This is a genomic window from Rhizobium sp. NLR10b, from assembly GCF_019685435.1.
In the GTDB taxonomy this organism is placed as follows: domain Bacteria; phylum Pseudomonadota; class Alphaproteobacteria; order Rhizobiales; family Rhizobiaceae; genus Rhizobium.
Window position 1 is genome coordinate 454,342 of the sequence record NZ_JABDWV010000002.1, and the last position, 24,569, is coordinate 478,910.

Annotated in this window: 23 protein-coding genes and 1 pseudogene; 18 read left to right on the plus strand and 6 right to left on the minus strand. The window is 60.6% G+C overall.

The genetic code is table 11. From position 1 onward, the window contains the following. The first annotated feature begins 17 nt into the window (after positions 1 to 17). The 11 genes from HJB91_RS04735 to HJB91_RS04785 all read left to right on the plus strand — a co-directional run bounded on the left by HJB91_RS04735 (position 18) and on the right by HJB91_RS04785 (position 14,106). Entirely contained in the window at positions 18 to 923 is a 906-nt protein-coding gene (locus tag HJB91_RS04735) for a carbohydrate ABC transporter permease (protein WP_097599962.1), read from the plus strand. After that, positions 916 to 1,860, plus strand: coding sequence for a carbohydrate ABC transporter permease (locus HJB91_RS04740; RefSeq protein ID WP_221145257.1), 945 nt, complete (start codon positions 916 to 918; stop codon positions 1,858 to 1,860). The genes HJB91_RS04735 and HJB91_RS04740 overlap by 8 nt, the downstream gene beginning before the upstream one ends. Positions 1,861 to 1,864: 4 nt before the next feature. Beyond that, positions 1,865 to 2,971: an ABC transporter ATP-binding protein gene (locus tag HJB91_RS04745; RefSeq protein WP_221153537.1), complete on the plus strand. Its 1,107-nt coding sequence runs from the start codon at positions 1,865 to 1,867 to the stop codon at positions 2,969 to 2,971. A gap of 326 nt (positions 2,972 to 3,297) precedes the next feature. Beyond that, on the plus strand, positions 3,298 to 5,757 hold the full coding sequence (locus HJB91_RS04750; RefSeq protein WP_221153538.1) for a glycosyl hydrolase 2 galactose-binding domain-containing protein: 2,460 nt from the start codon (positions 3,298 to 3,300) through the stop codon (positions 5,755 to 5,757). A 39-nt stretch (positions 5,758 to 5,796) separates the two neighbouring features. Next, positions 5,797 to 6,558: a sugar phosphate isomerase/epimerase gene (locus HJB91_RS04755; RefSeq protein ID WP_210631003.1), complete on the plus strand. Its 762-nt coding sequence runs from the start codon at positions 5,797 to 5,799 to the stop codon at positions 6,556 to 6,558. Between the two features lie 8 nt (positions 6,559 to 6,566). Beyond that, positions 6,567 to 7,700: a Gfo/Idh/MocA family protein gene (locus HJB91_RS04760; RefSeq protein WP_221153539.1), complete on the plus strand. Its 1,134-nt coding sequence runs from the start codon at positions 6,567 to 6,569 to the stop codon at positions 7,698 to 7,700. 295 nt (positions 7,701 to 7,995) lie between these two features. Next, complete coding sequence (gene mgrA / locus HJB91_RS04765; RefSeq protein ID WP_221145251.1) at positions 7,996 to 9,027, plus strand: L-glyceraldehyde 3-phosphate reductase; 1,032 nt, start codon at positions 7,996 to 7,998, stop codon at positions 9,025 to 9,027. Positions 9,028 to 9,255: 228 nt separating this feature from the next. Continuing rightward, complete coding sequence (locus HJB91_RS04770) at positions 9,256 to 10,869, plus strand: glycoside hydrolase family 43 protein (RefSeq protein ID WP_221153540.1); 1,614 nt, start codon at positions 9,256 to 9,258, stop codon at positions 10,867 to 10,869. Between the two features lie 706 nt (positions 10,870 to 11,575). Next, positions 11,576 to 12,502, plus strand: coding sequence for an ABC transporter ATP-binding protein (locus tag HJB91_RS04775; RefSeq protein ID WP_221153541.1), 927 nt, complete (start codon positions 11,576 to 11,578; stop codon positions 12,500 to 12,502). Beyond that, a complete protein-coding gene (locus HJB91_RS04780; protein WP_210631008.1) occupies positions 12,499 to 13,260 on the plus strand; it encodes an ABC transporter permease in 762 nt (253 codons plus the stop codon). The genes HJB91_RS04775 and HJB91_RS04780 overlap by 4 nt, the downstream gene beginning before the upstream one ends. 117 nt (positions 13,261 to 13,377) lie before the next feature. Continuing rightward, on the plus strand, positions 13,378 to 14,106 hold the full coding sequence (locus HJB91_RS04785) for an SDR family oxidoreductase (protein ID WP_221153542.1): 729 nt from the start codon (positions 13,378 to 13,380) through the stop codon (positions 14,104 to 14,106). On the opposite strand, the gene HJB91_RS04790 is transcribed toward HJB91_RS04785, so the two are convergent. Beyond that, entirely contained in the window at positions 14,069 to 14,992 is a 924-nt protein-coding gene (locus HJB91_RS04790) for a LysR family transcriptional regulator (protein WP_221153543.1), read from the minus strand. The genes HJB91_RS04785 and HJB91_RS04790 overlap by 38 nt on opposite strands. 63 nt (positions 14,993 to 15,055) lie before the next feature. After that, a pseudogene (locus HJB91_RS04795) lies at positions 15,056 to 15,235 on the minus strand (hypothetical protein); the annotation flags it as partial. Positions 15,236 to 15,514: 279 nt separating this feature from the next. On the opposite strand from HJB91_RS04795, the gene HJB91_RS04800 reads away from it, so the two are divergent. Continuing rightward, positions 15,515 to 16,798, plus strand: a complete 1,284-nt coding sequence (locus HJB91_RS04800; protein WP_221153544.1) for an MFS transporter — start codon at positions 15,515 to 15,517, stop codon at positions 16,796 to 16,798. A 14-nt stretch (positions 16,799 to 16,812) separates the two neighbouring features. On the opposite strand, the gene HJB91_RS04805 is transcribed toward HJB91_RS04800, so the two are convergent. Genes HJB91_RS04805 through HJB91_RS04815 form a run of 3 tightly spaced genes read right to left on the minus strand, consistent with a single transcriptional unit; the run spans position 16,813 to position 18,530 of the window. Beyond that, positions 16,813 to 17,514 (minus strand): TIGR02281 family clan AA aspartic protease, encoded by a 702-nt coding sequence (locus HJB91_RS04805; RefSeq protein WP_221153545.1) that lies wholly within the window; start codon positions 17,512 to 17,514, stop codon positions 16,813 to 16,815. After that, positions 17,511 to 17,729 (minus strand): DUF1289 domain-containing protein, encoded by a 219-nt coding sequence (locus HJB91_RS04810; protein ID WP_221145240.1) that lies wholly within the window; start codon positions 17,727 to 17,729, stop codon positions 17,511 to 17,513. Before HJB91_RS04810 ends, HJB91_RS04805 begins: the two co-directional genes overlap by 4 nt. Positions 17,730 to 17,747: 18 nt before the next feature. Continuing rightward, entirely contained in the window at positions 17,748 to 18,530 is a 783-nt protein-coding gene (locus tag HJB91_RS04815; protein ID WP_221153546.1) for an adenosylcobinamide-GDP ribazoletransferase, read from the minus strand. A 138-nt stretch (positions 18,531 to 18,668) separates the two neighbouring features. Between HJB91_RS04815 and cobT the strand changes: the two genes are divergently transcribed. Both cobT and HJB91_RS04825 read left to right on the plus strand, forming a co-directional pair. Next, positions 18,669 to 19,685, plus strand: a complete 1,017-nt coding sequence (cobT, locus tag HJB91_RS04820; RefSeq protein WP_221153547.1) for a nicotinate-nucleotide--dimethylbenzimidazole phosphoribosyltransferase — start codon at positions 18,669 to 18,671, stop codon at positions 19,683 to 19,685. A gap of 114 nt (positions 19,686 to 19,799) precedes the next feature. Beyond that, positions 19,800 to 20,183, plus strand: coding sequence for a diacylglycerol kinase (locus HJB91_RS04825; RefSeq protein WP_221153548.1), 384 nt, complete (start codon positions 19,800 to 19,802; stop codon positions 20,181 to 20,183). Positions 20,184 to 20,287: 104 nt separating this feature from the next. Here the strand turns inward: HJB91_RS04825 and HJB91_RS04830 are convergent, their stop codons facing one another. Further along, positions 20,288 to 21,823: a HAMP domain-containing sensor histidine kinase gene (locus tag HJB91_RS04830; protein WP_221153563.1), complete on the minus strand. Its 1,536-nt coding sequence runs from the start codon at positions 21,821 to 21,823 to the stop codon at positions 20,288 to 20,290. A 106-nt stretch (positions 21,824 to 21,929) separates the two neighbouring features. On the opposite strand from HJB91_RS04830, the gene HJB91_RS04835 reads away from it, so the two are divergent. From HJB91_RS04835 to HJB91_RS04850, 4 genes are all read left to right on the plus strand, one after another. Beyond that, positions 21,930 to 22,487: a thermonuclease family protein gene (locus HJB91_RS04835; protein WP_221153549.1), complete on the plus strand. Its 558-nt coding sequence runs from the start codon at positions 21,930 to 21,932 to the stop codon at positions 22,485 to 22,487. Between the two features lie 4 nt (positions 22,488 to 22,491). After that, positions 22,492 to 23,124 carry a uracil-DNA glycosylase family protein gene (locus HJB91_RS04840; RefSeq protein WP_221153550.1) on the plus strand — a complete coding sequence of 211 codons (633 nt, stop codon included), beginning with the start codon at positions 22,492 to 22,494 and terminating at the stop codon, positions 23,122 to 23,124. A gap of 69 nt (positions 23,125 to 23,193) precedes the next feature. Continuing rightward, positions 23,194 to 23,682, plus strand: a complete 489-nt coding sequence (locus tag HJB91_RS04845; protein WP_004678404.1) for an Lrp/AsnC family transcriptional regulator — start codon at positions 23,194 to 23,196, stop codon at positions 23,680 to 23,682. A gap of 694 nt (positions 23,683 to 24,376) precedes the next feature. Then, on the plus strand, positions 24,377 to 24,569 hold a 193-nt coding region (locus tag HJB91_RS04850; protein ID WP_221095529.1), incomplete at its 3' end, for a porin.

Sequence of the window (24,569 nt, forward strand, 5' to 3'; positions counted from 1 at the left end):
ATTTGAGGAGAGGTTTCATGACGGGTCAAGCGCAAGCAGGCCGGCCAAACAAGTTACTGCGCAATCTGAACGCCAAGATTGCGTCCATTCCGATGATCCTGACAGCGCTGGTGATCTTTGTCGGCGGCACGTTCTGGACGGTCTTTTATTCCTTCACCAATTCCAAGCTCCTCCCGCGGTTGAGCTTCGTCGGCTTTGACCAGTATCACCGTCTCTGGGCGGCACCCCGCTGGGTTACTGCAATCGAAAATCTGGCGCTCTACGGCGTCCTCTCGCTGATCTTCAGCCTGGTCATCGGATTTGTGCTCGCCGCGCTCATGGATCAGAAGATCCGTTTCGAAAACACTTTTCGCACCATTTTTCTCTACCCCTTCGCGCTGTCCTTCATCGTGACCGGTCTCGTCTGGCAGTGGGTTCTGAACCCGGACTTCGGCGTCCAGTCGGTGGTGCGATCGCTCGGCTGGACAAGCTTCACCTTCAATCCGCTCTATACGCCCGAAATCGTCATCTACGGGATTCTGATTGCGGCGCTTTGGCAGGGAACGGGCCTCGTCATGTGTCTAATGCTTGCCGGCCTGCGCGGCATAGACGAGGATATCTGGAAAGCGGCCCGCGTCGACGGCATCCCGATGTGGAAGACCTACCTGCTCGTCGTCATTCCGATGATGCGGCCCGTATTCATCACGACGATCGTCATCATCGCCTCCGGCATCGTCAAAGTCTACGACCTCGTGGTGGCGCAGACTTCGGGCGGTCCCGGCATCTCATCGGAAGTGCCAGCCAAATATGTCTACGATTACATGTTCCAGGCGCAGAATCTGGGTCAGGGCTTCGCCGCATCGACGATGATGCTGGTCACGGTCGCGATCATCATCGTTCCGTGGGCCTATCTGGAGTTCGGAGGAGGGCGCAAGCGTGGCTGATATCGAAACTCTCAACACCACGGCTGCCGGCCTCGACGCCGTCTCACAGAGGCTCGGCGACGGTCCGAGCGGTCCGAAGCCGCGCCCGACGCTGTCAGCGCGCAACATCATGCTCTATGGAACGCTGACAGTTGCAGCGCTCTATTATCTGCTGCCGCTCTATGTGATGGTCGTGACGTCACTGAAGGGTATGCCTGAAATTCGTCTCGGCAACATCTTCTCGCCGCCGATGGAGATCACCTTCGAACCCTGGGTCAAGGCCTGGGCGGAGGCCTGCACGGGCTTGAACTGCGATGGCCTGTCGCGCGGTTTCTGGAATTCGGTGCGCATCACCGTGCCGTCGGTGATCATCTCGATCGCGATCGCCTCGGTGAACGGCTATGCGCTGGCAAACTGGCGGTTCAAAGGTTCCGAGCTATTCTTCTCGATCCTCATCATCGGGGCCTTCATTCCCTATCAGGTGATGATCTATCCGATCGTCATCATCCTGCGTGAAATCGGCATCTACGGCACGCTGACCGGTCTCGTCATCGTGCATTCAATCTTCGGCATGCCGATCCTGACACTGCTCTTCCGCAACTACTTCGTGTCGCTGCCGGAGGAACTGTTCAAGGCGGCGCGTGTCGACGGGGCGGGCTTCTGGCAGATCTTCCTCAAGATCATGATGCCGATGTCGCTGCCGATCTTCGTCGTCGCCATGATCTTGCAGGTCACAGGCATCTGGAATGACTTCCTGTTCGGCGTGGTCTTCACCCGGCCGGATACCTATCCGATGACCGTGCAGCTCAACAACATCGTCAATTCCGTCCAGGGCGTGAAGGAATACAATGTCAACATGGCAGCGACGATCCTCACGGGCCTGGTGCCGCTGATCGTCTATTTCGTCTCCGGACGGCTTTTCGTTCGCGGCATTGCCGCAGGCGCAGTGAAGGGGTGATCACATGAACATGAATTCAACTGTCTCCAATTCGAGCGTCTCGATCAGGGATCTGTCGCTGAATTTCGGCGCCGTCAGTGTGCTGAAGGATCTGAACCTCGACATCAACGATGGCGAATTCCTGGTGCTGCTCGGATCGTCCGGCTGCGGCAAGTCGACCTTGCTCAATTGCATCGCCGGCCTGCTCGACGCTTCGGAAGGGCAGATCTTCATCAAGGGCAAGAACGTCACCTGGGAAGAGCCGAAGGACCGCGGCATCGGCATGGTCTTCCAGTCTTACGCGCTCTATCCGCAGATGACGGTCGAGAAGAACCTCTCCTTCGGCCTTCGCGTCGCCAAGGTGCCGCAGGCCGAGATCGACAAGCGCGTCGCGCGCGCGGCCGAGATCCTGCAGATCCAGCCGCTTTTGAAGCGCAAGCCGGCCGAACTATCCGGCGGCCAGCGCCAGCGCGTGGCAATCGGCCGGGCGCTGGTGCGCGATGTCGACGTCTTCCTGTTCGACGAGCCGCTGTCCAACCTCGACGCCAAGCTGCGTTCGGAACTACGCGTCGAAATCAAGCGCCTGCACCAGTCGCTGCAGAATACGATGATCTATGTGACGCACGACCAGATCGAGGCGCTGACGCTGGCTGATCGCATCGCCATCATGAAGAGCGGCATCATCCAGCAGCTCGACGATCCGACGACGATCTACAACCGGCCGCGCAATCTCTTCGTCGCCGGCTTCATCGGTTCGCCGTCGATGAATTTCCTGCGCGGCGAACTGGTCAAAACAGGTGACGGCATCGGCTTTACCGCTAACGGCGTCAATTTCTCGCTCGCCGCCTACGACGCCAACGAGACGCTGCAGCCTGGCCGCAAGGTGGTGCTCGGCGTCCGCCCCGAACACATCAAGGTCAATGCGAATGCCGGCGGCGAAGAACATGACGCTACCGTCGATATCGAGGAACCGATGGGGGCGGACAATCTTCTGTGGCTGAAACATGCCGGTCATACGATGTCGGTCCGCGTCAACGGCGCACGCCGCTTTGATGTCGGGGCCAAGGTAAAGCTGAGCTTCGACATGGCGCTGGCTTCGGTGTTCGATGCCGAGAGTGAGCTGCGTCTTTAGGGAGATTTTCGCGGGCGGGGTCGGAGATGGTGCCGTCTGCTTTCTGTTTGGCTGCAAGGCTATTTGTATGAGTTCGACCAGTGCTCCATGCTCCCTCATTGCTGTGGCCTTCCGGCTTCGCCCAAGGGATGTCACAGGCTCTCTTTCGAGTGAAGTGTCTCCCGCGCCCAAAGACTTGGGCGCACTGGATTCCTGTGACATCCCTCGGGTCAAGCCCGAGGACAGGAATGAGGGAGGAGAGGTGAAGCGCCCCTTGCGAACGACAAGGCGGCAGGGCAGCGGCGCACGCGCCGCTTCTTCTAGAATCGTAAATCGGAAATGATATCGTGACGCAACAATCGACCCTCTCCAGCATCGACCTTTGCGGTTCGTGGCAGCTCACATCTGTTGATGGCGGGATCAAGAGCGCAATCACCTTGCCCGGCGACGTGCACACGGCGCTGCATAGGGCAGGGCTGATCCCCGATCCCTATTTCGGCCGGAACGAGGAGAAGGTGCAGTGGGTTGCCCAGCGTGAATGGACGGTAGAGCGCAGCTTCACGCTGCAGGAGGTCGAGGGCGACTGGTATCTCGATATCGACTATCTCGACACGGTCGCCAGCGTCTATGTCAATGGCTTTCTGGTGCTCGAAGCCGACAACAGCTTCCGCCGCTACCGGCCTGATGTTTCCAGCATGCTGAAAGCGGGCGACAACTCGATCCGCATCGTCTTTGCCTCTAATCCCGGCGTCGGTGCCGAACGGCAGAAAAAGCAGCCCTTCTACATTCCCTACAGCACCGGCAATTCGCCGATCCCCGACGGCAACATGCTGCGCAAGCCGCAATGCCATTTCGGTTGGGACTGGAACATCGCCATCGCGCCGCTTGGGCTCTACGGCACGATCGCGCTGAAAAAGATCGAGACGGCGCGCATCGAACATGTCGTCACCCGCCAGATCCACAATAATGACGGCTCGGTCGACCTCATGGTGACGGCGAGCCTGTTTGCCAAGCATGCTGGCATCGCCCAGGTCTATTTCGATCTTGACGGCGAGCGCATCCGTCTCGATGTCGGTGTCAAGGGCGAGACGGATGTCCACCACCTCTTCCATATCGACAATCCGCGTCTCTGGTGGCCCTCCGGTAATGGCGAACAGGCGCTCTATACGCTCTCCGTCGAATTGTCCGACGAGGTGGTGACGAAGCAGCTCGGCCTTCGCACCATCGAACTGATCACCACGCCGGATGCGGCGGGCAGCCGTTTCGCTTTCAAGGTCAACGGCCGCGAGGTCTTCTGCCGGGGCGCCAACTGGATTCCGGCCGATGCGCTGTTCTCGCTGTCTTCGCCCGAAAAGACCGAGGACCTACTGCAATCGGCCAAAGCGGCCAACATGAACATGATCCGCGTCTGGGGCGGTGGTTTCTACGAGCAGGACTATTTCTACGATCTCTGCGACCGGCTGGGCCTCATGGTCTGGCAGGACTTCATGTTCGCCTGCAACCTCTATCCCTCGACCGAAGACTTCCTTGGCAATGTGGCGATCGAGGTGGATTACCAGGTGCGCCGGCTCTCTTCGCATCCTTCGATCGCGCTCTGGTGCGGCGATAACGAACTGGTGGGCGCGCTGACATGGTTCGAGGAATCGCGGAAGGACCGCGACCGCTACCTCGTCTCCTACGACCGCCTCAACCGGACGATCGAACAGGCGGTGAAGAAGGCGCTGCCGGGGGCGCTCTGGTGGCCGTCGAGCCCGGCATCAGGCTATCTCGATTTCGGCGATGCCTGGCATGCCGACGGCTCCGGCGACATGCATTACTGGTCGGTCTGGCACGAGAACAAATCGTTCGACAATTACCGTACGGTGCGGCCGCGCTTCTGCTCGGAATTCGGCTTCCAGTCCTATACCTCGCTGCCCGTCATCAGAACCTATGCCGAGGAGAAGGACATGAACGTCGCTTCCCCCGTCATGGAGCTGCATCAGAAGAATGCCGGGGGCAACGAGCGCATCGCCGGCACGATGTTCCGCTATTTCCGCTTCCCCAAGGATTTCCCGAACTTCGTCTATCTCAGCCAGATTCAACAGGGATTGGCGATCAAGACCGCGGTGGAATATTGGCGGTCGCTGAAGCCCCATTGCATGGGCACGATCTACTGGCAGCTTAACGATACCTGGCCTGTCGCCTCATGGTCGAGCCTCGACTATGGCGGGCGCTGGAAGGCGATGCATTACCTGGTGAAACGCTTCTTCCAGCCGGTGGCGGTCGCGGCCATTCCCGCCGACGACGGCAAGACGATCCGCTTCTCGCTGGTCAATGACACGCTCAACGATGTCAGCGTCGATCTTTCGATCTCGCTTCTGACGATGAAGGGCGAGCGGAAGCACCTGAAAGACGTGCAAGCCCTGTGTTCGCCGGACGCGGCGGTGACGGCTGCGACCATCGACGTGTCCGAGATTGACCCGGGAACGCTGCTTGCCTGGCATTTCACCGCGTCGAACGGCATGGGCGGCGGGGGGCACCATGTCAACGGCACCTATAAGGCGCTGGAGCTGGAACCCTCGGGCCTGACCGTTACCCACGAATATGTCGAGAAGAGCGGCGCGATCGACATCAACGTCACCGCCAGGGGACTTGCACTCTTCGTGATGATCGAGAGCGAGACGGACGGCAAATATTCCGACAACGCCTTCGACCTTGCAGCAGGCGAGAGCCGCCGTATCACCTTCACCCCGGCACATCAGCTCGAACGTGGCAAGCTGCCGGAATTCCGCTTCTACGACCTGCATTCCTGCCAATCGGCGGATTGATCCTTCCAAGAAATGGGCACGAGGCCCAAGGAGAATAAGATGACGAAACTCAGCTACCAGCTCTACAGTGCGCGCAACTTCCAGCCCTATTCTGTGATTTTCGAAAAGCTCGGCAAATCAGGCTATGCGGAGGTCGAGGGGTTCGGCGGCATCTATGCCGATCTCGACGATGCGGGACTGAAGAGCCTTCGCGCCGATCTCGACAAGAACGGCCTGGTGATGGCGAGCGGACACTTCAGTCCCGACTTTCTGGAGAAGGAAGTCCAGAAGTCGCTCAACATCGCTAGGATACTCGGCATGGATTCGATCTATGCCCCGCATCTGGCGGCCGACCAGCGCCCCTCGGACGGAGCCGGTTGGCTCGCCTTCGGCAAGCGTCTACAGGAAATGAGCAAGCCCTATAAGGATGCCGGCTACGAGTTCGGCTGGCACAATCATGATTTCGAATTCGTCAAGCTGGCTGACGGCTCGCTGCCGATCGAGCGCATCTTCGAAGGCGCGCCCGACATTTCCTGGGAAGCCGATATTGCCTGGGTTATCCGGGGCGGCGCCGATCCCTTTGCCTGGATCGACACGCTCGGCTCGCGCATTACCGCAGTCCACGTCAAGGACATCGCGCCGGCCGGTGAAGCGACGGATGAAGACGGCTGGGCCGATGTCGGCCACGGCAAGGTCGAATGGGCCAAGCTGATTGCCACACTGCGCGGCACCAAGGCGAAGCACTTCGTCGTCGAACATGACAATCCGAAAGACATCGACCGCAACATCAGCCGTTCGATTGCATCCTTCCAGACTTATTGAGGCAAATCATGACCAGGGAACTTGGCGTTGGCATCATCGGATGCGGCAACATCTCCACCACCTACTTCTCGCTGGCACCGCTCTTCAAGGGGCTGAAGGTGCTGGCCTGCGCCGATATCAACGTGCAGGCCGCCGAGGCCCGCGCCAAGGAATATGGCGTCAAGGCACAGACGATCGACGAGGTTCTCGCCAATGACGAGATCGACGTCGTCGTCAACTTGACGATCCCGGATGCGCATTTTCCGGTGTCGAAGGCGATCCTCGAAGCCGGCAAACACGTCTATTCGGAAAAGCCGCTGGTGCTTTCGCTGGAGCAGGGCGAAGAGCTTCGCCGCATCGCCAAGGCGAAGAACCTTGCCGTCGGCTGCGCGCCGGACACTTTCCTCGGCGGCGCCCATCAGCTCGCCCGCAAGTTCATCGACGATGGCGGCATCGGCCGGGTGACCTCGGGAGCCTGCTATGTCATGAGCCCCGGTATGGAGATGTGGCATCCGAACCCGGATTTCTTCTTCCTGCCGGGCGGCGGCCCGATCCTGGATCTCGGTCCTTATTACATCGCCAATCTGATCAACCTGATCGGCCCAGTGAAGCGCGTCGGCGCCATGACCTCGATGGCATCGGCGACCCGGACGATTACCAGCCAGCCGCGCCACGGCGAAATCATCCCGGTCAAGACGCCGACGACGATCCAGGCGCTGCTCGAATTCGTCAGCGGCGCCACGGTGACGCTGTCGGCAAGCTGGGATGTGTGGTCGCATCGCCATGCGAATATGGAACTCTACGGCACCGACGGCTCTCTCTACGTGCCGGACCCGAACTTCTTCGGCGGCACCGTAGAGGCCAGCGGTCGCGACAAGGACATCAAGCCGCTCGAGCCCTGGGAGCACCCCTTCGGCAAGATCAACCAGGAAAGTCCGAGCGGCTCGCGGGCCAATTACCGCACGGCTGGCCTTGCCGATATGGCAATGTCGCTGATCGAAGGCCGCGACGCGCGCTGCTCGCTTGACCGCACTCTGCACGGCGTCGACGTCATGACCTCGATCCTGAAATCAGGCGAGGAGGATCGTTTTATCGAGCTGACGACGACTTGCACCCAGCCAGCGGCGCTTGGCATCGAAGAGGCGCAGGCGCTGTTGAGGTAGCGGAGAAAGCGCGCCTGCGCTTGCCGTATTGGCGCGCTTGCTCCATTTGTTTCATCATGTCGGCCTCACGATCCGGTTTTTGCCGATGGTTGCCCCTCACCCTAGCCCTTTCCGCCTAAACGGGTGAGGGACGCGCCATGTGAGAGGTGGTGGGGAAGGACAGGCTGTGGCATTTCCCTTCTCTCCGCTCGCGGGGAGAAGGTGCCGGCAGGCAGACAGGGGGTAGGCGTCGGCGTTTTCGTGAGCCGAAGACGTTGCATGATGAGGACGCTGTTATTCGATTAAGGAGACTTCCATGAGCTGGCAACCGGCAGCAGACCGATATTCAAAAATGAAATATAACCGCACGGGCCGCTCCGGCCTGAAGCTTCCGGCCGTCTCCCTCGGCCTCTGGCACAATTTCGGCGGTGATACGCCGCATGACCGGAAGATCGACATGTGCCGCACGGCCTTCGACCTCGGCATCACCCATTTCGATCTCGCCAACAATTACGGCCCGCCTCCCGGCAGCGCAGAGGCCGCCTTCGGCGAGATCCTGCGCACCGAATTCTCCGGGCTTCGCGACGAGCTGATCATCTCCTCGAAGGCCGGCTACGATATGTGGCCTGGTCCCTATGGCGAATGGGGCAGCCGCAAGTACCTGGTCGCCTCCTGCGACCAGAGCCTGAAGCGCATGGGCCTCGACTATGTCGACATCTTCTATTCGCATCGCTTCGACCCGGAAACGCCGCTGGAAGAGACCTGCGGCGCGCTCGACCATATCGTCCGCTCCGGCCGGGCGCTCTATGTCGGGATCTCCTCCTATAATTCGCAGCGCACCCGCGAAGCAACCGCCATCCTCAAGGACCTCGGCACGCCCTGCCTGATCCATCAGCCGAGTTATTCAATGCTCAACCGCTGGGTCGAGGATGACAGGCTGCTCGATACGCTCGATGACATCGGCATGGGTTCGATCGTGTTCTCGCCGCTCGCCCAGGGCATGCTGACGACGAAGTATCTCGGCGGTATTCCGGCCGACAGCCGGGCAGCTCAGAACCATTTCCTGAAGCGCGATTTCATCCGCCCCTCGATCATCGACAATATCAGCAGGCTCAACGAGATTGCCGAAAGGCGTGGCCAGACGCTGGCGCAGATGGCGATAGCCTGGGTGCTGCGCGGCGGACGCGTGACCTCGGCGCTGATCGGCGCCAGCCGCTCGTCGCAGATCGTCGATTGCGTCAAAGCGCTGGATAATATCGAGTTCTCGGCCGAGGAGCTGAAGGAGATCGATGTCTATGCCAAGGAGGCCGATATCAACCTCTGGGCGAAGTCGGCGGAGCGGGAATGAAGGCAGGGAGCACATTTGTTGCTCCCTCATTCCTGTGCTCGTCACAGGAATCCAGACACCGCGCGTCTGCGCGGTGAGAAGGGTCTTTCCGGCCCAAGGACTTAGGCCGGCCGGATTTCTGTGACATCCCTTGGGCAAAGCCCTAAGGGCACAGAGATGAGGGTGGGGAGGCGAGCTGAACCGCACCTTCTGACGTACGTACCGCAATAATCTAGGAGGAGGCCGTCCATGATCCGCAATCCCATCCTGCCCGGGTTCAATCCCGATCCGTCGATCTGCCGCGTCGGCGACGATTATTACATCGCCACCTCCACCTTCGAATGGTATCCGGGTGTGCAGATCCATCATTCGCGGGACCTGGTGAACTGGACGCTGGTGCGCCGGCCGCTGGAGCGTGCCTCGCAGCTCGACATGCGCGGCAATCCCGATAGTTGCGGCATCTGGGCGCCGTGTCTTTCCTATGCCGACGGGCAGTTCTGGCTTGTTTATACTGACGTCAAGCGCTTCGACGGCAATTTCAAGGATGCACATAATTACATCGTGACGTCGCCTTCGATCGAGGGCGAATGGTCCGAGCCGGTCTATGTGAATTCCTCCGGCTTCGATCCCTCGCTTTTCCACGACGATGACGGCCGCAAATGGTTCGTCAACATGCAGTGGAACCACCGAACCCAGAGCTTCGGCGGCTCGCCGAAATCGCCGGCTTTCGACGGCATCCTGCTGCAGGAATGGGATCCGGCGACCAAGGTGCTGAAGGGGCCGATCAAAAACATCTTCGCCGGCAGCCCGCTCGGCCTCGTGGAAGGGCCGCATCTCTTCAAGAAGAACGGCTGGTATTATCTGACGACCGCCGAGGGCGGCACCGGCTATGACCACGCCGTCACCATGGCGCGTTCGCGCCGCATCGAGGGGCCCTATGAGATGCATCCGAACATGCATCTCATCACCTCGAAGGATCATCCGGGCGCGGTGCTGCAGCGAGCAGGGCACGGCCAATATGTCGAGACGCCAGACGGCGAAGCCTATCACACCCATCTCTGCGGCCGGCCGCTGCCGCCGAAACGGCGCTGCACGCTGGGGCGCGAAACGTCCCTGCAGAAATGCGTCTGGCGCGACGATGATTGGCTCTATCTGGAAAACGGCACCTGCGTGCCCGATGTCGATGTGCAGGGTCTCTTCGGCGCAGTGCCGGTGGAGAAGCCGATGCGCAGCGAGTACAGTTTCGATGGGGACAAGCTGCCGGCCGATTTCCAGTGGCTGCGCACGCCCGAACCCCAGCGCATCTTCAATCTGACGGACCGTCCCGGCCATCTCAGGCTGATCGGTCGCGAAAGCATAGGCTCCTGGTTCGAGCAGTCGCTGGTCGCGCGCCGGCAGGAACATCATAGTTTCCGCGCCGAGACCGTGATCGAATTTTCGCCCGACACCTATCAGCAGGTGGCGGGGCTGACGCATTACTACAATCGCCACAAGTTCCACGCGATTGCCGTGACGCTGCACGAAACGCTCGGCCGCTGCGTGACCATCCTCTCCTGCAACGGCGACTACCCGAACGGCCGCCTCAGCTTTCCCGCCGAAAGCGGAGTAACGATCCCGGCCGAGGGCCGTGTCCAGCTTGCGATGGAAATCCGCGAAAATGACCTGCAATTCTTCTGGCAGACGGAAGGCAAGGGCGCATGGCAACGGATCGGCCCTCTCCTGGACGCCGGCGTGATTTCCGACGAGGGCGGTCGCGGTGAGCACGGCTCCTTTACCGGTGCTTTTGCCGGCGTCTTCGCCTTCGATACGTCGGGGCGTGGGAAGACGGCGGATTTTGATTGGTTCAATTATGATGAGTTGTGAGGGGGAGCATCCACTGCTTCCCACCCGCCCTCGTCCTTAGAGGCCTCGGCCTTTGGCCGACGCACCTCACGATGAGGGCCGATCGTTGTGCCGTCTCGCTGCGGGCCCAGATCGGAATGCTCACTTGGGCCAATCCGTTTGCCCAGCTCGCTGCTATGTCTTGCGACATGGCCGCGACCTCTCTCCGACCTGATCCTGGTGCCCCGCAGGGCCTCGAAGGACGAGGTCGGCCACCTGCTGCAACGACACATCAAAAAGAAAGCCGGCGCAGAGGCCGGCTGAGACGAACGCGGCTGCACAGGGATACTGGCCGGTTCCAAACGCTTGGTGACTGAACAATAACTTTCATTACCTGCCGAGGCAGCGGAAAAGGGCGCAACGAGAACGCCGGTAAGACGGCTCCGCAAAGGAATGGGCGGCGGGGCGGATGCCGGTGCTTGCCTCGGCTCTCTTATCGGGCATGAATATCACCGGATGATGACATCCGGAGCAGACCTCTGCCTTTCTTTCAGGGAGAATTGGCGGCGTGCGATGGCTATCGGAAGCCGACTATTCCAGGCTTGTCACCAATGGGTGATCGGCTTGACGAAAGTGACGGTGTTGGCGAGGCGTGAATGCAGTGTTCATGTTCCCGAAGGATGTCAAAGCGTCACAGAGGGACTATATAGCGGGCCGAAATACTTTCGAGCATCCGCAAGAGTCCTGCATGACCCCCATTATTTCCGTTCAGAACCTGACCAAGACTTATGCCAACGGGTTCGAGGCCCTGAAGGGCATCAACCTCGATGTCGAGAAGGGCGAGATCCTGGCTCTGCTCGGGCCGAACGGCGCCGGCAAGACGACCCTGATCTCAATCATCTGCGGCATCGCCAATCCGAGCGGCGGCCGCGTGCTGGTGGCCGGCCAGGACGTCGTAAAGGATTTCCGCGCGACCCGCTCGATGATCGGACTGGTGCCGCAGGAACTGACGACCGATCAGTTCGAGACAGTGTTCAACACAGTGAGCTTTTCTCGCGGGTTGCATGGCAAGAAGGCCAATCCAGCGCATATCGAGAAGGTGCTGCGGGCGCTTTCGCTTTGGGACAAGAAGGACAATATGCTGCGTCAGCTCTCCGGCGGCATGAAACGACGGGTGCTGATCGCCAAGGCGCTTTCGCATGAGCCGGATATTCTTTTCCTCGACGAGCCGACTGCCGGCGTCGACGTGACGCTGCGCAAGGACATGTGGCACGTCGTCGAAGAACTCCGGACTTCGGGCGTCACCATCATCCTGACGACCCATTATATCGAAGAGGCCGAGGAAATCGCCGACCGCGTCGGCGTCATCAACGGCGGCGAGTTGCTGCTCGTCGAGGAAAAGGCGGCGTTGATGGCCAAGCTCGGCCGCAAGCAGCTCATTCTCGATCTGGCGGAACCGCTGAGCCGGCTGCCGGACTGCTTTGCCGGCAATGGCCTCACTCTCGAAGCGGACGGAAGCCGCCTGACTTATGATTTCGACGCCGATAACGAGCAGGAAAGCATCGCGACGCTGCTGACCCGGCTCGGCGAGAACAATATCCATTTCAAGGATCTCTCGACGCGGCAGAGTTCGCTCGAAGATATCTTCGTGGCGCTGGTGGGAGCGAGCAAATGAACTTCGAAGCGGTCAAATCGATCTATTTCTTCGAGATGGCGCGCACGCGCCGCACGCTGCTGCAGAGCGTCATCTCGCCTGTCATCTCGACCTCGCTTTATTTCATCGTCTTCGGGGCGGCAGTCGGTTCGCGCATCCAGGAAGTGGAGGGCGTATCCTATGGTGCTTTCATCACGCCGGGCCTCATCATGCTGACGCTGCTCGGCCAGTGCATCAGCAACGGCTCCTTCGGCATCTACTTCCCGAAATTCACCGGCACGATCTATGAGGTGCTGTCGGCGCCCGTGGCGATGACGGAGATCCTGCTCGGTTATGTCGGGGCGGCGGCGACCAAGGGCGTCATCATCGGCGTCATCATTCTCTTGACCGCCAATCTCTTCGTCGACGTCAGGATCCAACATCCCTTCATGATGATCCTGTTCTTCCTGCTGACCGCGGTCACTTTCAGCCTGTTCGGCTTCATGATCGGCATCTGGGCCGGCAATTTCGAGCAGCTGAACCTCATTCCCATGCTCGTGGTGCCGCCGCTGACCTTCCTCGGCGGCAGCTTCTATTCCGTCAGCATGCTGCCGCCTTTCTGGCAGGCGGTCAGCCACTTCAACCCGGTGCTTTACCTCGTCAGCGGCTTCCGCTGGAGCTTTTACGGCATCGCTGATGTCAACCCGGCGATCAGCTTGGCGATGATCACCGTGTTCCTGGCAATCTGCCTGGCAACGCTCGGCTGGATCTTCAAGACCGGATACCGACTGCGCAACTGACCGCTTGAACGTCGATGATCGGAGAAGCCGATTGTGCTATCGGCTTCTTCCGTTTTTCTTTCGCGTCCGGCGAAGGCATCTGCTGTCTCATCCCAATGGAGAGGCGAGACAGCTGTTATGAACATCGAAGGTCAGAAGGTGATAATTGTCGGCGGCAGTTCCGGCATGGGGCTTGCGCTTGCCCGGCGTCTGCTCGATGAGGGGACGTCGGTGACGATTGCCGGGCGCGGTCAGGAGAAACTTGCGGCAGCTTGCCGTCATCTCGGCGACCACCCGAAACTCGGAACGCATATCGTCGACCTGGGCCAGGAGGAGGAGGTCGCGGCGCTGTTTCGGGAGAGCGGACCGGTCGATCATATCGTCAGCACGGCGGCGGAAATCGAAGGAGCCTATCAGCTGCTGTCGTCGCTCGAGCTGACGGCCGCGCAAAAGGTGGTCCAGAGCAAGTTCTACGGGCCGCTGCTGCTGGCGAAATATGGCGCCTCCCGACTGCCGTCCTCAGGTTCGATCACCTACACCTCAGGTATTGCCGCCTATCGGCCGCTCGCGCGCGGATCGGTGGTCGCGGCCGTCAACGCGGCACTCGAAGGCCTGGTCAGGGCGCTTGCCGTCGAACTGGCGCCGATCCGCGTCAATGCGGTCTCGCCCGGCTGGGTGGACACGCCGATCTGGAGCTTCGTTGCCGGTGACGCCAAGCAGGCGCGGCTGGATGCGATGGCGCAGCGCCTGCCGGCTGGGCGGGTTGGGCAGCCCGAAGATATCGCCGATGCGATCCGCTTCCTGATCGGCAATAGCTTCACCACGGGAACTACCCTGCATGTCGAAGGCGGGCATCGGCTGGTCTGATCGGCGAAAGATGTTCGCTGGCCGATTGCAGAAGGAAAGAGATCTGCGGCGGCTGGACGCGCCGGCGTCGCCACATCATCACCAGCGAGGCTGCCAGCGGTCGGCCGGGCCATGACAGTTCGACGACATCGCCGCGCGCAATGGACGGCCCCACCGCAAGGCTCGGGACTAGGCCGTGGCCGGCGCCTGATGCCACGAGCCGGATGATCGTTGCGATGCTGTCGGCTTCTGCGACAATGGCCGGCGCACCTAAACCCGCTTCGGCAAAGGCGGTATCGAGCAGGTGGCGATAGATGCAGCCGGCCGCGGTTGCGATGAACGGGGCGCTGCGTAGGGCTGCGAGGTTTTCCGGCGGCGGGGTTTGCGATCTGCCGGCGGCAATCAGCACCAGCGGCTCGCTGGCGATGCGGCGTGTCACGAAGCGCTCGTCCTGCTGGCCGCGATCGAAGGTGAAGACGATATCAACAGAGCCGTGCTGTAATTTCGCATGCAACTCGCCACTGCCGCCGACCTTGAGCTTGAGACCGAGATCGGGATTTTGCCGGCGGACGAGGGAGAGCCAGGGCGCCAGCCTTTCAGCGGCAATGGTTTCGAGCGTGCCCAGGGTGACAGAGGATTCGGAAATGTCGGCGGCAACGCGGACGGCGGTCTGCGCCTCGTCGTTCAGTGCCAGGATCTCTTCCGCATAGGCCTTCAGTGCCATGCCTGCCGGTGTGGGAGCGACGCCCTGCCGGGAGCGGAGGAAGAGTTCAACGCCCATCTCCTCTTCGAGCGCCTGGATCTGATCACTGAGGCTCGACTGAGCGAGATTGACCTCTGCGGCGGCGCGCGTGAGGTTTCCGTGCCGCATCACGGCAAGGAAAGTCTTCAGTTGTCGTGGGGTCATGTCGGGCTCCGGCATTTGCGCGAAGGCAGGATATCAATAAAGATGATCCAGCCGCAATTGCTGTCAGGCACTGCTGACGAGCAGGGCGCCCGACAGGATGAAAACGGTGCCGGCTGCGAACCGCGCCATGTTGAGCTCGGAGGCTTCGCCGAGAAAGACTGCGCCGATCGCCAGCGTCACCAGCACGCAGCTCCAGATCGGGGCGAGTTTTGAGACTGGGACGCCATAAGCAAAGAGCGTGAAAAGCCCGCATCGCGCCGGCGCGGGCTCTTCGGCTTGCATTTTCAACGAGCATTGAAACCGCACGTTGACGATGTTGAAATTTCTGTCTAGCAGTAACGGCCATGAAGATCGCGATGGTTCTTCCGGTGGTGATAGGGCGCATGGGCAGGATGGTGTAACCATCCGGCGATCAGCCCCATGCGCGGTAAATCAAGCTCCTGACGGGGCTTTTTTTATGCCCTGAATTTGCGCTGCGCCTCGTCAGATTCCCACAATCTCCCTCACACCATGGACAAGACCATGTCACGCGACAATTCTGCGCAGACTTCCGGTAGCCGCCTCACCGAAGAAGCGGCTGCGATTTCGACCGCGACGCCCCGACGTGCGATCCTTCTCCTGCTGACGGCGCTCTCGGTATTGCCGATCAATATATGTCTGCCGGCGCTGCCAGATATCGCCGCCACGTTCCAGGCCGACTTCGCGCTCGTCAATCTTTCGGTCGCGGGCTATGCGATCATCAATGCCTTGACGGAAATTGTCGCCGGCACGATGTCCGATCGCTATGGGCGCCGGCCGGTCGCGCTGATCGCCGTTTCCATTTTCATCGTCGCGTCGATCGGCTGCGCGCTGGCGCCCGATATCGCCATCTTCCTGTTGTTTCGTGTGATGCAGGCGTCGATCGCCGCCTGCTTCTGCGTTGCTCTCGTCGCCATCAAGGAGACGGCTGGCGAGCGCGGGGCCGCCAACAGGATCGGCTACGCCGCCATGGGATGGGCTATTGCGCCGATGCTCGGCCCGAGTGTCGGCGGCATTCTGGACGAAGCGTTCGGATGGCGGGCGATCTTCGTCGCTCTTGCGCTGATAGGCGCAGCCGTCCTCGCCATATCCATGCGCGAACTGAAAGAAACAGCCGGGCTCGCGTCGAGACCGAAAGGCAATTACCTTGCGTCCTACCGGCAGCTTCTCGGTTCGGCGCGGTTTTGGGCCTATACGCTGTGCATGGCCTGCTCCACCGGCACTCTCTATATCTTTCTTGGAGGCGCATCCCTGGCCGTCAGTTCCTCGCTCGGCGGATCGAGCGCGAAACTGGGCTTCCTCATGGGAATGGTTCCGGCGGGATTCATTCTGGGCAGTTATCTCGCTGGCCGATTGACGAGGAAATCGCTCAGCACCACGCTCGTCATTGCGCGTTTATCGACGTGCATGGGGCTGCTGCTGGGGCTGGTCCTGTCGATCTCGGGCATCACGCATGTCCTGGGATTTTTCGGACCCTGTATGTTCATCGGCATCGGCAATGGCTTGACCTTTCCGGCCGCCAATCTTGGCGTGATGTCGGTTCGCGGCCATTTCGCCGGCACCGCTGCGGGCCTTGCCGCAGCCATGTCGATCGCCGGCGCCGCCCTGATCGCTTCGATCGCCGGGCTGTTTCTCCGGGAGGCAGGCGCAGTGTCGACACTGTTCGCGTTGTTGCTGACATCGGCGTCACTTGCCTTATCGGCAGCGTTTTTTACAGCTTTTGTCGACCGGCGACTTGCGGTCGGTATTCCCAATGGAGAGCCGGCCGAGAGCGGATCGGGGGCATGACTTGTTCTGCCGGATCAATCCCGCATGCGCAATTCGTCCGTCTGCATCTGCAAGGAGCCCAGCGTTTCCAGGAAGCTCATGCCGAGCAGGCTCTGGTCAAGCCGGCCGTCCTCGGCGACGCTGGCTGCGACATTGTTGCGGACGATCGGACCGATCGCCACTTGGTCGAGCGTGACGGGGGCGGCGCGGCTGCGACCGTTGGCGGTCATGACGGTCATGGAATAGGTGAGGCGGGAGAGGTCGATACCGATTCTTGCGGCATCTTCATGCGAGAGCGCCACCATGCTGGCGCCGGTATCGACGAGCATTTCGACGGTCTGGCCATTCACACCGACATCGGCTTCGAAATGGCCGTTCAGCAGCTTGTGCAGGATGACTTCCTGGCCGCCTTGGCTCGTCGTGACGAACACGGCACGGCCGGGAATGAGGCCGGCAAGCAGCCGGTTGCCGACGCCGAGCGCTTCCTGGCGATAGAGGTAGACGGTTGCGAGCGCCAGGATGATGACGAACCAGATCATCAACTGGCGCATGGTTTCACCGACATTTTGTCGGCTACCCCAAATGCCGGCCGACAGCATCAGCGCGATCGGCAGGAGATAGATGAAGCGGCCGAATTCATCGCTCTGCAGGCCGAGGATGCGGCCGCTGTCATTGTTGACGATCAGCACGGCGAGGCCAATGACGATGACGAGGAGCAAGAGGATGAAACGGATCATAAAGGCCGCTCCGGCCCGCCGGCGACGTTTGATCCCGCCCGGTTCAAAGCCGGGACGGTGCCTGAAAGCCTTGCCACCAGCTGCGCCATGATCCCCCGTCGTTCGGCATCGGTATAGTTCATCCAGCCACCGATTTCCTGAAGAGTGCGGCCGCAGCCGGCGCAGAAACCGGTGGCTGAAACCATGGAGCAGACGTGAATGCAGGGTGTTTGCATGGCTGATATATCGGAGTTTCAAAGAGCTGCGGCAAGGGCGCAAAGGATGGCTATTTCGCAAATCTGCTGTGTCGCGCCCAGCGTATCGCCGGTGTGGCCGGCAAGCCTGCGGCGGATGATGGCGGTGAAGGCGAATCCTGCGAAACCGGTGGCGAGCAAGCTGGCGACGAGCGGTCGCAGGCCGAATGCCGGCCAGATCAGAAGTGCCGCAAGCAGACCGGCCGAGACGAGCGCAAAATGCATCGCCGCCTCATTCGGCTGGCCGGTCGAGGCGGCCACGCCATCGGCCTTTGCCGGCGGCAGCCGTTGCCAATGCCAGGCGATAGCGCCACGGCTGAGCGCTGCGACGGCGGCAACGGCAAGCGCTGCAGCGAGTGGCGAGGACTGGCGGACAACGGCGGCGAGTGCGGCCGCACGGAGCGCGAAGGAAAGAATCAGCGCTATCGCGCCATAGGTGCCGATCCGGCTGTCCTTCATGATGATGAGGCTCTGTTCGCGGCTCCTGCCGCCGCCGATACCGTCGGCCGTATCGGCCAAGCCGTCTTCGTGCAGCGCGCCGGTGGCAAGAGCCTGGACGGAAAGCGCGAGCAGCGCCGCCATCAGCGGGTCGGCGCGCGAGCCTGAAAGAAGCAAGAGGGCGAGCGCCGGGAAGAAGCCAATGATCAGGCCCGCGAGGGGAAAGGCGCGCACCAGGCGGCCGAGGCTGCCGTCATAGCCTTTGAACAGGGCTGGCGGCATCGGAAGGCGGCTCAGAAAGGCGACGGCGCGGGCGGTATCGACCGCATAATCCTTGATCTTCATTCTGTTTCGTTCTGCCGGAGGGGCTGCGGCGCTTTTGATGTTGTTCGCTTCGTCCGCCGGCTTTAAGAGAGAGCCACCGCAAAGAAGCTGATTTGCGTCAAAAAAACAAGAATAGCCGATTCATAGGAATACGCACCGATGAGCGTTTCAGGCCTGCCCTTCGACGATTTCCGTACCCTGCTCCGGGACCTGCCTGGGCCGGATGCCCGCGCACTGGTGACCGCACGCGAACGCGACGCGCAGCTGACCAAGCCGCCGGGCGCGCTCGGACGGCTCGAGGAGATTGCCTTCTGGCTTGCCGCCTGGACAGGTCGTCAACCTGCCGTCAACCGGCCGCTGGTGGCGATCTTCGCCGGCAATCACGGCGTCACCAGACAGGGCATCACACCCTTTCCGCCCGCGGTGACGCAGCAGATGGTCGAGAATTTTGCCGCAGGGGGAGCTGCGATCAACCAGATCTGCGTGGCCTATGATCTCGGGCTGAAAGTTTTCGATCTCGCGCTCGATTACCCCACGGGCGACATCACCGAGGAGGCGGCGCTTTCCGAGCGCGACTGCGCCGCGACCATGGCCTTCGGCATGGAGGCGATCGCCGGCGGCACCGACCTGCTCTGCATCGGCGAGATGGGAATCGGCAACACGACGATTGCGGCGGCGATCAACTATGCGCTCTACGGCGGGTCGGCGCGCGACTGGGTCGGACCCGGCACCGGTTCGGAAGGCGAGATGCTGGTGCGCAAGATCGCGGCGGTGGAAAAGGCGGTGGAACTGCATAGCGAACATCTCGACGATCCCCTGGAGATCATGCGCCGGCTTGGCGGCCGCGAGATCGCGGCGATGGCCGGTGCCATCCTTGCCGCCCGGATGGAGCGCATCCCGGTGCTGATCGACGGTTATGTCGCGACTGCCGCGGCGGCGATTCTGAGAGCCGCCAACCCCTCCGCGCTCGATCATTGCCTGATCGGCCATGTCTCCAGCGAGCCCGGCCACCTGCGCGCAATCGAGATGCTCGGCAAGACGCCGCTTCTGGCGCTCGGCATGCGGCTTGGCGAAGGCACTGGTGCGGCGCTTGCCGCCGGCATCGTCAAGGCCGCCGCTGCCTGCCATTCCGGCATGGCGACGTTTGCCCAGGCAGGCGTGAGCAACAAGCATTAAGCGCGTCGCGATCTTTCAGATTCGCTTGGCCCGCGCTTTAAATCCTTGTTTTACGCATCTCGTTATCGCAAAACCGCTGCACACTTCTGCGCGACATGCTCTGGGGGATCAATCTTGACAAAGCCCGCGGTGACGAAGCAGATCGGATTTCGACATTTCATCGCCGCGGCCAGCTATTCCTGGGCAGGTTTCCTGCGCGTGCTGAAAGAGGCGGCCTTCCGCCAGGAGCTCGGTTTCTTCCTCGTTTCGCTGGCGGCACTGGTGCTGGTGGGCGCCACTTTCGGTGAGATCGTCGTCGCGGTGCTGCTGTTCCTCGGGCTGTTTTCGATGGAGGCGATGAATACCGCCGTCGAAGAAGTGATCGACCGGATTTCACCGGAGATTTCGATCGTCGGCAAACATGCCAAGGATCTCGGTTCCTTTGCGGTGACCTGCATGATCGCCGCCTGCTGCCTCTATCTCGGATTCGTTCTCGGCAAGCACCTGTTTTTCAGTTGAACTAAAGCGCGTCGCGTGAAACTTGATTCATGCGACGCGCTTTAGCTCCTTGTTTTATGCATGTCGTTATCCCGGAACCGCCGAAAACTTCCGGACTACATGCATTAGGCAAAACTCTTGCGCTTGCGCGTGACAGCCTGAGCCTCTTCGACGGCCGGCAGGCTCTGGAGCACGCGCTTGGCGGGCAGGATGGCGATGACCTCGGTGCCTTCACGCAGCCTCGATTTCAGCAGGAACTGTCCGTCATGCTTGGCAAGGATCGCCTGAACGATCGGCAGGCCGAGGCCGGTGCCTTGTTCGGCGCTCTTGATGGCGATCGAGCCCTGGCCGAAGGCCGAGAGGACGACGGGAATCTCTTCTTCGGGAATGCCGGGGCCGTTGTCCTTGATCGAGATGTATTGTCCGCCGCCGGCCGTCCAGCCTACCTTGACGTGGATTTCGCCGCCCTGCGGCGTGAATTTGACGGCATTGGAGAGTAGGTTGAGCACCACCTGGCGCATCGACTTCTCGTCGGCCCAGATAGCCGGCAACTGCCGCTCGAATTGATCCGAAATGGCAATATTCTTGGCGCGGGCGCGCAGCTGGACCATGCCGATGCAATCCTCGGTGATATCGAGCAACGAGATCGCTTCCTCGCTCAGTTCGTATTTGCCGGCCTCAATGCGCGACAGGTCGAGGATTTCGTTGATGAGATCGAGCAGATGCTGGCCGGAGCGATGGATATCACCGGCATATTCCTTGTAGGTCGGATTGGCGAGTGGTCCCATGACTTCGGCCGACATCACCTCGGAGAAGCCGAGGATGGCATTGAGCGGAGTCCTGAGCTCGTGCGACATGGAGGCAAGGAAGCGGGACTTGGCGAGGTTTGCCTCTTCGGCGCGGCGGCGCGCCTCATCTGACATTGATTTCGCCACTTCCAGTTCGGCGATCAGGTCGTCCTTCTCCGACTGGTAGGAGAGGATCCTAAGGTTCGATTTGAAGAGCCGGTCACTGATATAGTTGAAGAAGACGAGGGTGGTGGTGAAAAGCCCGGTCAGACTGATTTCGAGGAGGTCGCGCGACAGGCCGCTCTTGGCGCCAAGCGCCAGGACCACTGGCGCGAAAGCGACCAGTACGGCCGGCGTCAGCATGAAGTTCGACATCGCCGTGACGGAAAGCGCAATCAGCAAAGTTGCGCCCTTATAGAGAATGAAGCTCGACGGCTCGCAGGCGTCGCAGCCCTGCAGCGCGAAGACGGCCCAGCAGCAGCCGACCAGGAATTGGCCGGCGAGCAGCAGGCGGCGCCATTTGCGGGCGCTCTCGGAGGTGATCTCCTGTCGGCGCGCGCGCCGGGCGAGCAGGATGTTGCCGGTGTGACAGCTGAGCGTCAGCAGCGCCCAGAAGAGCAATTGGGTATCTTCAGTGAAATAGACGCCAAGGGCGGTGATGATGACGACGAAGAGCGGCATGATCGTCGCGCCCTGCAGCATCGACGCTATATACATCTTGAGTACGTCACGGTCGAAGGCGGAATTGGACGCATGACCGGACTGCAGGCGTTCGCGCGTTTGCCGCACGGCCTTGGAAACGGCCTTGTTGCGGTGGCTGCGCGACCTGTCGACGATAATCTTGTCGGTCGATGTGCTTACGCCGGTACTCATGTGCACGTTGAAACTTCACCCCTGGGTGGATAAGAGCTTAACCGGCAATTCTTAAGAAGATGTTTGCCATCTTTGCCAAGGATTTGTTTTTTAAGGAGGCGAAAGCGTGACACGTGGCCTGCGCCTGATTCGTGACGGCGTGACCGCTATTGCCTTGCTGGTGCTCCTGGCGCTGATTGCTGCCAAGATCAACGACAGAGCAACAATCAAGCGTGCAGGCGCCTTTCATGCTGCCGATGGCGACAGTCTGACATTGGGCGGAGAGCGCTTCCGCCTCGAAGGCATTGACGCGCCCGAGCTTAGCCAGAGCTGCGAACGGGCGGGAAAGGCCTGGGCTTGCGGGCGCGTGGCGCGGGACGCGCTGCAGGAGATGGTGCTGGCATCGGGAACGCTTTGCCAGGGCGACCGGCGCGACCGCTACGACAGGCTGCTTGTCGTCTGTCGGAATGCGACGGGCGGCGACATCAATGCCGGCATGGTGCGCCGAGGCATGGCTGTTTCCTATGGTGGTTACGGCAAGGAAGAGATCGAGGCGAAACGGGCGAAAGCGGGGCTGTGGGCCGGGACTTTCGAGCGGCCGCGCGATGTGCGTGATCGTGCCCGCCACGAATCCGGTTACGGCGACGCGCTGCGCTTCATCGGGCGGATCGTCGGATGGGAGTAAAGCGATGACCGACGAAGCCGAGCTGGAAACTCTGCGGCGGGAAATTGCGGCCTGTCGCATCTGTCGCGATACCCCGGCGAAAGGTCCTGAGCACCGGCTGCCGCACGAACCCAGACCGGTGGCGGTGATCTCTTCGAGCGCGCGCATCCTGATCGCCGGGCAGGCGCCCGGCCTTCGGGTGCATGAGAGCGGTCTGCCGTTCGACGATGCATCGGGCGACCGGTTGCGATCATGGCTCGGCGTTGACAGAGCAAGCTTTTACGACCGCGCCCGGTTCGCCATTGTGCCGATGGGCTTCTGCTTTCCCGGCTACGACGACAAAGGCGCGGACCTGCCTCCACGCCGTGAATGCGCTCCGGTCTGGCGGCAAAGGGTGATTGCGGCAATGCCGCAGATCGAGCTGGTGCTGGTCATCGGCCAGTATGCGCAGTCCTGGCATATGGCTGACGACAGGCGAGGCAATATGAGCGAGACGGTGCGAGCGTGGCGCGACAGTCTGCTGTCTGGCCGGTCGCCGGCGGTGCTGCCGTTGCCGCATCCGAGCTGGCGCAACAGCGGCTGGCTGAAACGCAATTTCTGGTTCGAGCAAGAATTGCTTCCTGTCCTGCGGGAGCGAGTGAAAACGCTGCTTTCCTGAAAAAAAATTCTTTTCGTTGTGCGGAATCGGGTTATACAAAGAAAATAATTCGAAAGGACTGACGTGCGCATGGACCGCCTCGACCGAAAAATACTGCGTCTGCTGCAAGAAGATTCGACCCTTGCCGTTGCCGACCTCGCCAAGAAGGTGGGGCTTTCGACGACGCCATGCTGGCGGCGCATTCAGAAAATGGAGGAAGATGGTGTCATCAAGCGTCGGGTCGCCATTCTCGATCCGGAGAAGGTCAATACCAAGGTCACGGTTTTCGTATCGATTCGCACCGCCACGCATTCGATCGAGTGGCTGCGCCGCTTTTCCGAGGTGGTTGCCGAATTTCCCGAGGTGGTCGAATTCTACAGAATGAGCGGTGACGTCGACTATCTCCTGCGAGTCGTCGTGCCCGATATCGCCGCCTACGACGCCTTCTATAAGCGGATGATCGCCAAGATCGAGATTCGCGACGTCTCCTCTGCCTTTGCGATGGAGCAGATCAAGTATTCGACGCAGCTGCCGCTCGACTACATGATTCTTGAGAACGCCAAATCCAACGAGGATTGAAATCGCCGATAGGTTGCGACGAGCCGCTGGCCGGCAGTCGCATATGCCGTGTGGTACTCGCCCCGGATCCGGGTCTTTGACGCGATTCGCTCGCACACGGGAATGCGGCGCTCGGAAGCGGCTTTCGGAAGAATGTGGCCCTCACTGCAAAAAAAAGCCGGAAAAACCGCGAAAAAACGCTCCAGTTTCACCAAAGTGGTGGAGAAACATATAGCCTGGTAACGATTGCAAGGCTATGATGTGTGGCATCAATAAGCGCCATGTCATCATTTTGACTCATTGGTATCGAAATCAGGACACCATGTTCTACACCGCTACCTTGTATAGGTTGAACAGTCGGCGGTAGAGTTTATGTGCTTCACCATTGTGTTCGGCGGGGGTCGAACGGTGGAGAATTTGACATTGGCGCATAGCGTTTGCGGCTTGCGAGGGAGGTTCCCTCGCGGGGCCGCTTTGTGCGTTTTTTTTCGCGTAATTTTTTGAAATTGTTGTATAAAAATCACGTCCGTAGCGAAAGTTGCTCGCGCCGACCCACCGCGCATGTATCTCGAATTGCTTGATTGAGGCTTCTATGTGATGACGGTTTGGCGGTTCGATCGATCCGCACGCCGAGATGGCTGTTCAAACTGGGCCGGCTTCGAATTGACTACCCGATGAGACGTCAGCCCCGATCGACAAAGGAATGGATTGGTAAATGAACATCAGAATGGTTTTGCTCGCATCAGCAGCAGCATTTGCTGCATCGACGCCGGTTCTTGCAGCTGACGCTATTGTTGCTGCCGAGCCGGAACCGGTTGAATATGTTCGCGTCTGCGACGCTTACGGCACCGGCTACTTCTACATCCCCGGCACCGAAACTTGCCTCAAGATCGAAGGCTACATCCGTT

Bases quoted from the DNA above. Each gene is read 5' to 3' on its own strand.
- HJB91_RS04735 (WP_097599962.1), top strand. From the start codon at position 18: ATGACGGGTCAAGCGCAAGCAGGCCGGCCAAACAAGTTACTGCGCAAT.
- HJB91_RS04745 (WP_221153537.1), top strand. From the start codon at position 1,865: ATGAACATGAATTCAACTGTCTCCAATTCGAGCGTCTCGATCAGGGAT.
- HJB91_RS04755 (WP_210631003.1), top strand. From the start codon at position 5,797: ATGACGAAACTCAGCTACCAGCTCTACAGTGCGCGCAACTTCCAGCCC.
- HJB91_RS04760 (WP_221153539.1), top strand. From the start codon at position 6,567: ATGACCAGGGAACTTGGCGTTGGCATCATCGGATGCGGCAACATCTCC.
- mgrA (WP_221145251.1), top strand. From the start codon at position 7,996: ATGAGCTGGCAACCGGCAGCAGACCGATATTCAAAAATGAAATATAAC.
- HJB91_RS04770 (WP_221153540.1), top strand. From the start codon at position 9,256: ATGATCCGCAATCCCATCCTGCCCGGGTTCAATCCCGATCCGTCGATC.
- HJB91_RS04775 (WP_221153541.1), top strand. From the start codon at position 11,576: ATGACCCCCATTATTTCCGTTCAGAACCTGACCAAGACTTATGCCAAC.
- HJB91_RS04780 (WP_210631008.1), top strand. From the start codon at position 12,499: ATGAACTTCGAAGCGGTCAAATCGATCTATTTCTTCGAGATGGCGCGC.
- HJB91_RS04785 (WP_221153542.1), top strand. From the start codon at position 13,378: ATGAACATCGAAGGTCAGAAGGTGATAATTGTCGGCGGCAGTTCCGGC.
- HJB91_RS04790 (WP_221153543.1), bottom strand. From the start codon at position 14,992: ATGACCCCACGACAACTGAAGACTTTCCTTGCCGTGATGCGGCACGGA.
- HJB91_RS04800 (WP_221153544.1), top strand. From the start codon at position 15,515: ATGTCACGCGACAATTCTGCGCAGACTTCCGGTAGCCGCCTCACCGAA.
- HJB91_RS04805 (WP_221153545.1), bottom strand. From the start codon at position 17,514: ATGATCCGTTTCATCCTCTTGCTCCTCGTCATCGTCATTGGCCTCGCC.
- HJB91_RS04810 (WP_221145240.1), bottom strand. From the start codon at position 17,729: ATGCAAACACCCTGCATTCACGTCTGCTCCATGGTTTCAGCCACCGGT.
- HJB91_RS04815 (WP_221153546.1), bottom strand. From the start codon at position 18,530: ATGAAGATCAAGGATTATGCGGTCGATACCGCCCGCGCCGTCGCCTTT.
- cobT (WP_221153547.1), top strand. From the start codon at position 18,669: ATGAGCGTTTCAGGCCTGCCCTTCGACGATTTCCGTACCCTGCTCCGG.
- HJB91_RS04830 (WP_221153563.1), bottom strand. From the start codon at position 21,823: ATGAGTACCGGCGTAAGCACATCGACCGACAAGATTATCGTCGACAGG.
- HJB91_RS04840 (WP_221153550.1), top strand. From the start codon at position 22,492: ATGACCGACGAAGCCGAGCTGGAAACTCTGCGGCGGGAAATTGCGGCC.
- HJB91_RS04845 (WP_004678404.1), top strand. From the start codon at position 23,194: ATGGACCGCCTCGACCGAAAAATACTGCGTCTGCTGCAAGAAGATTCG.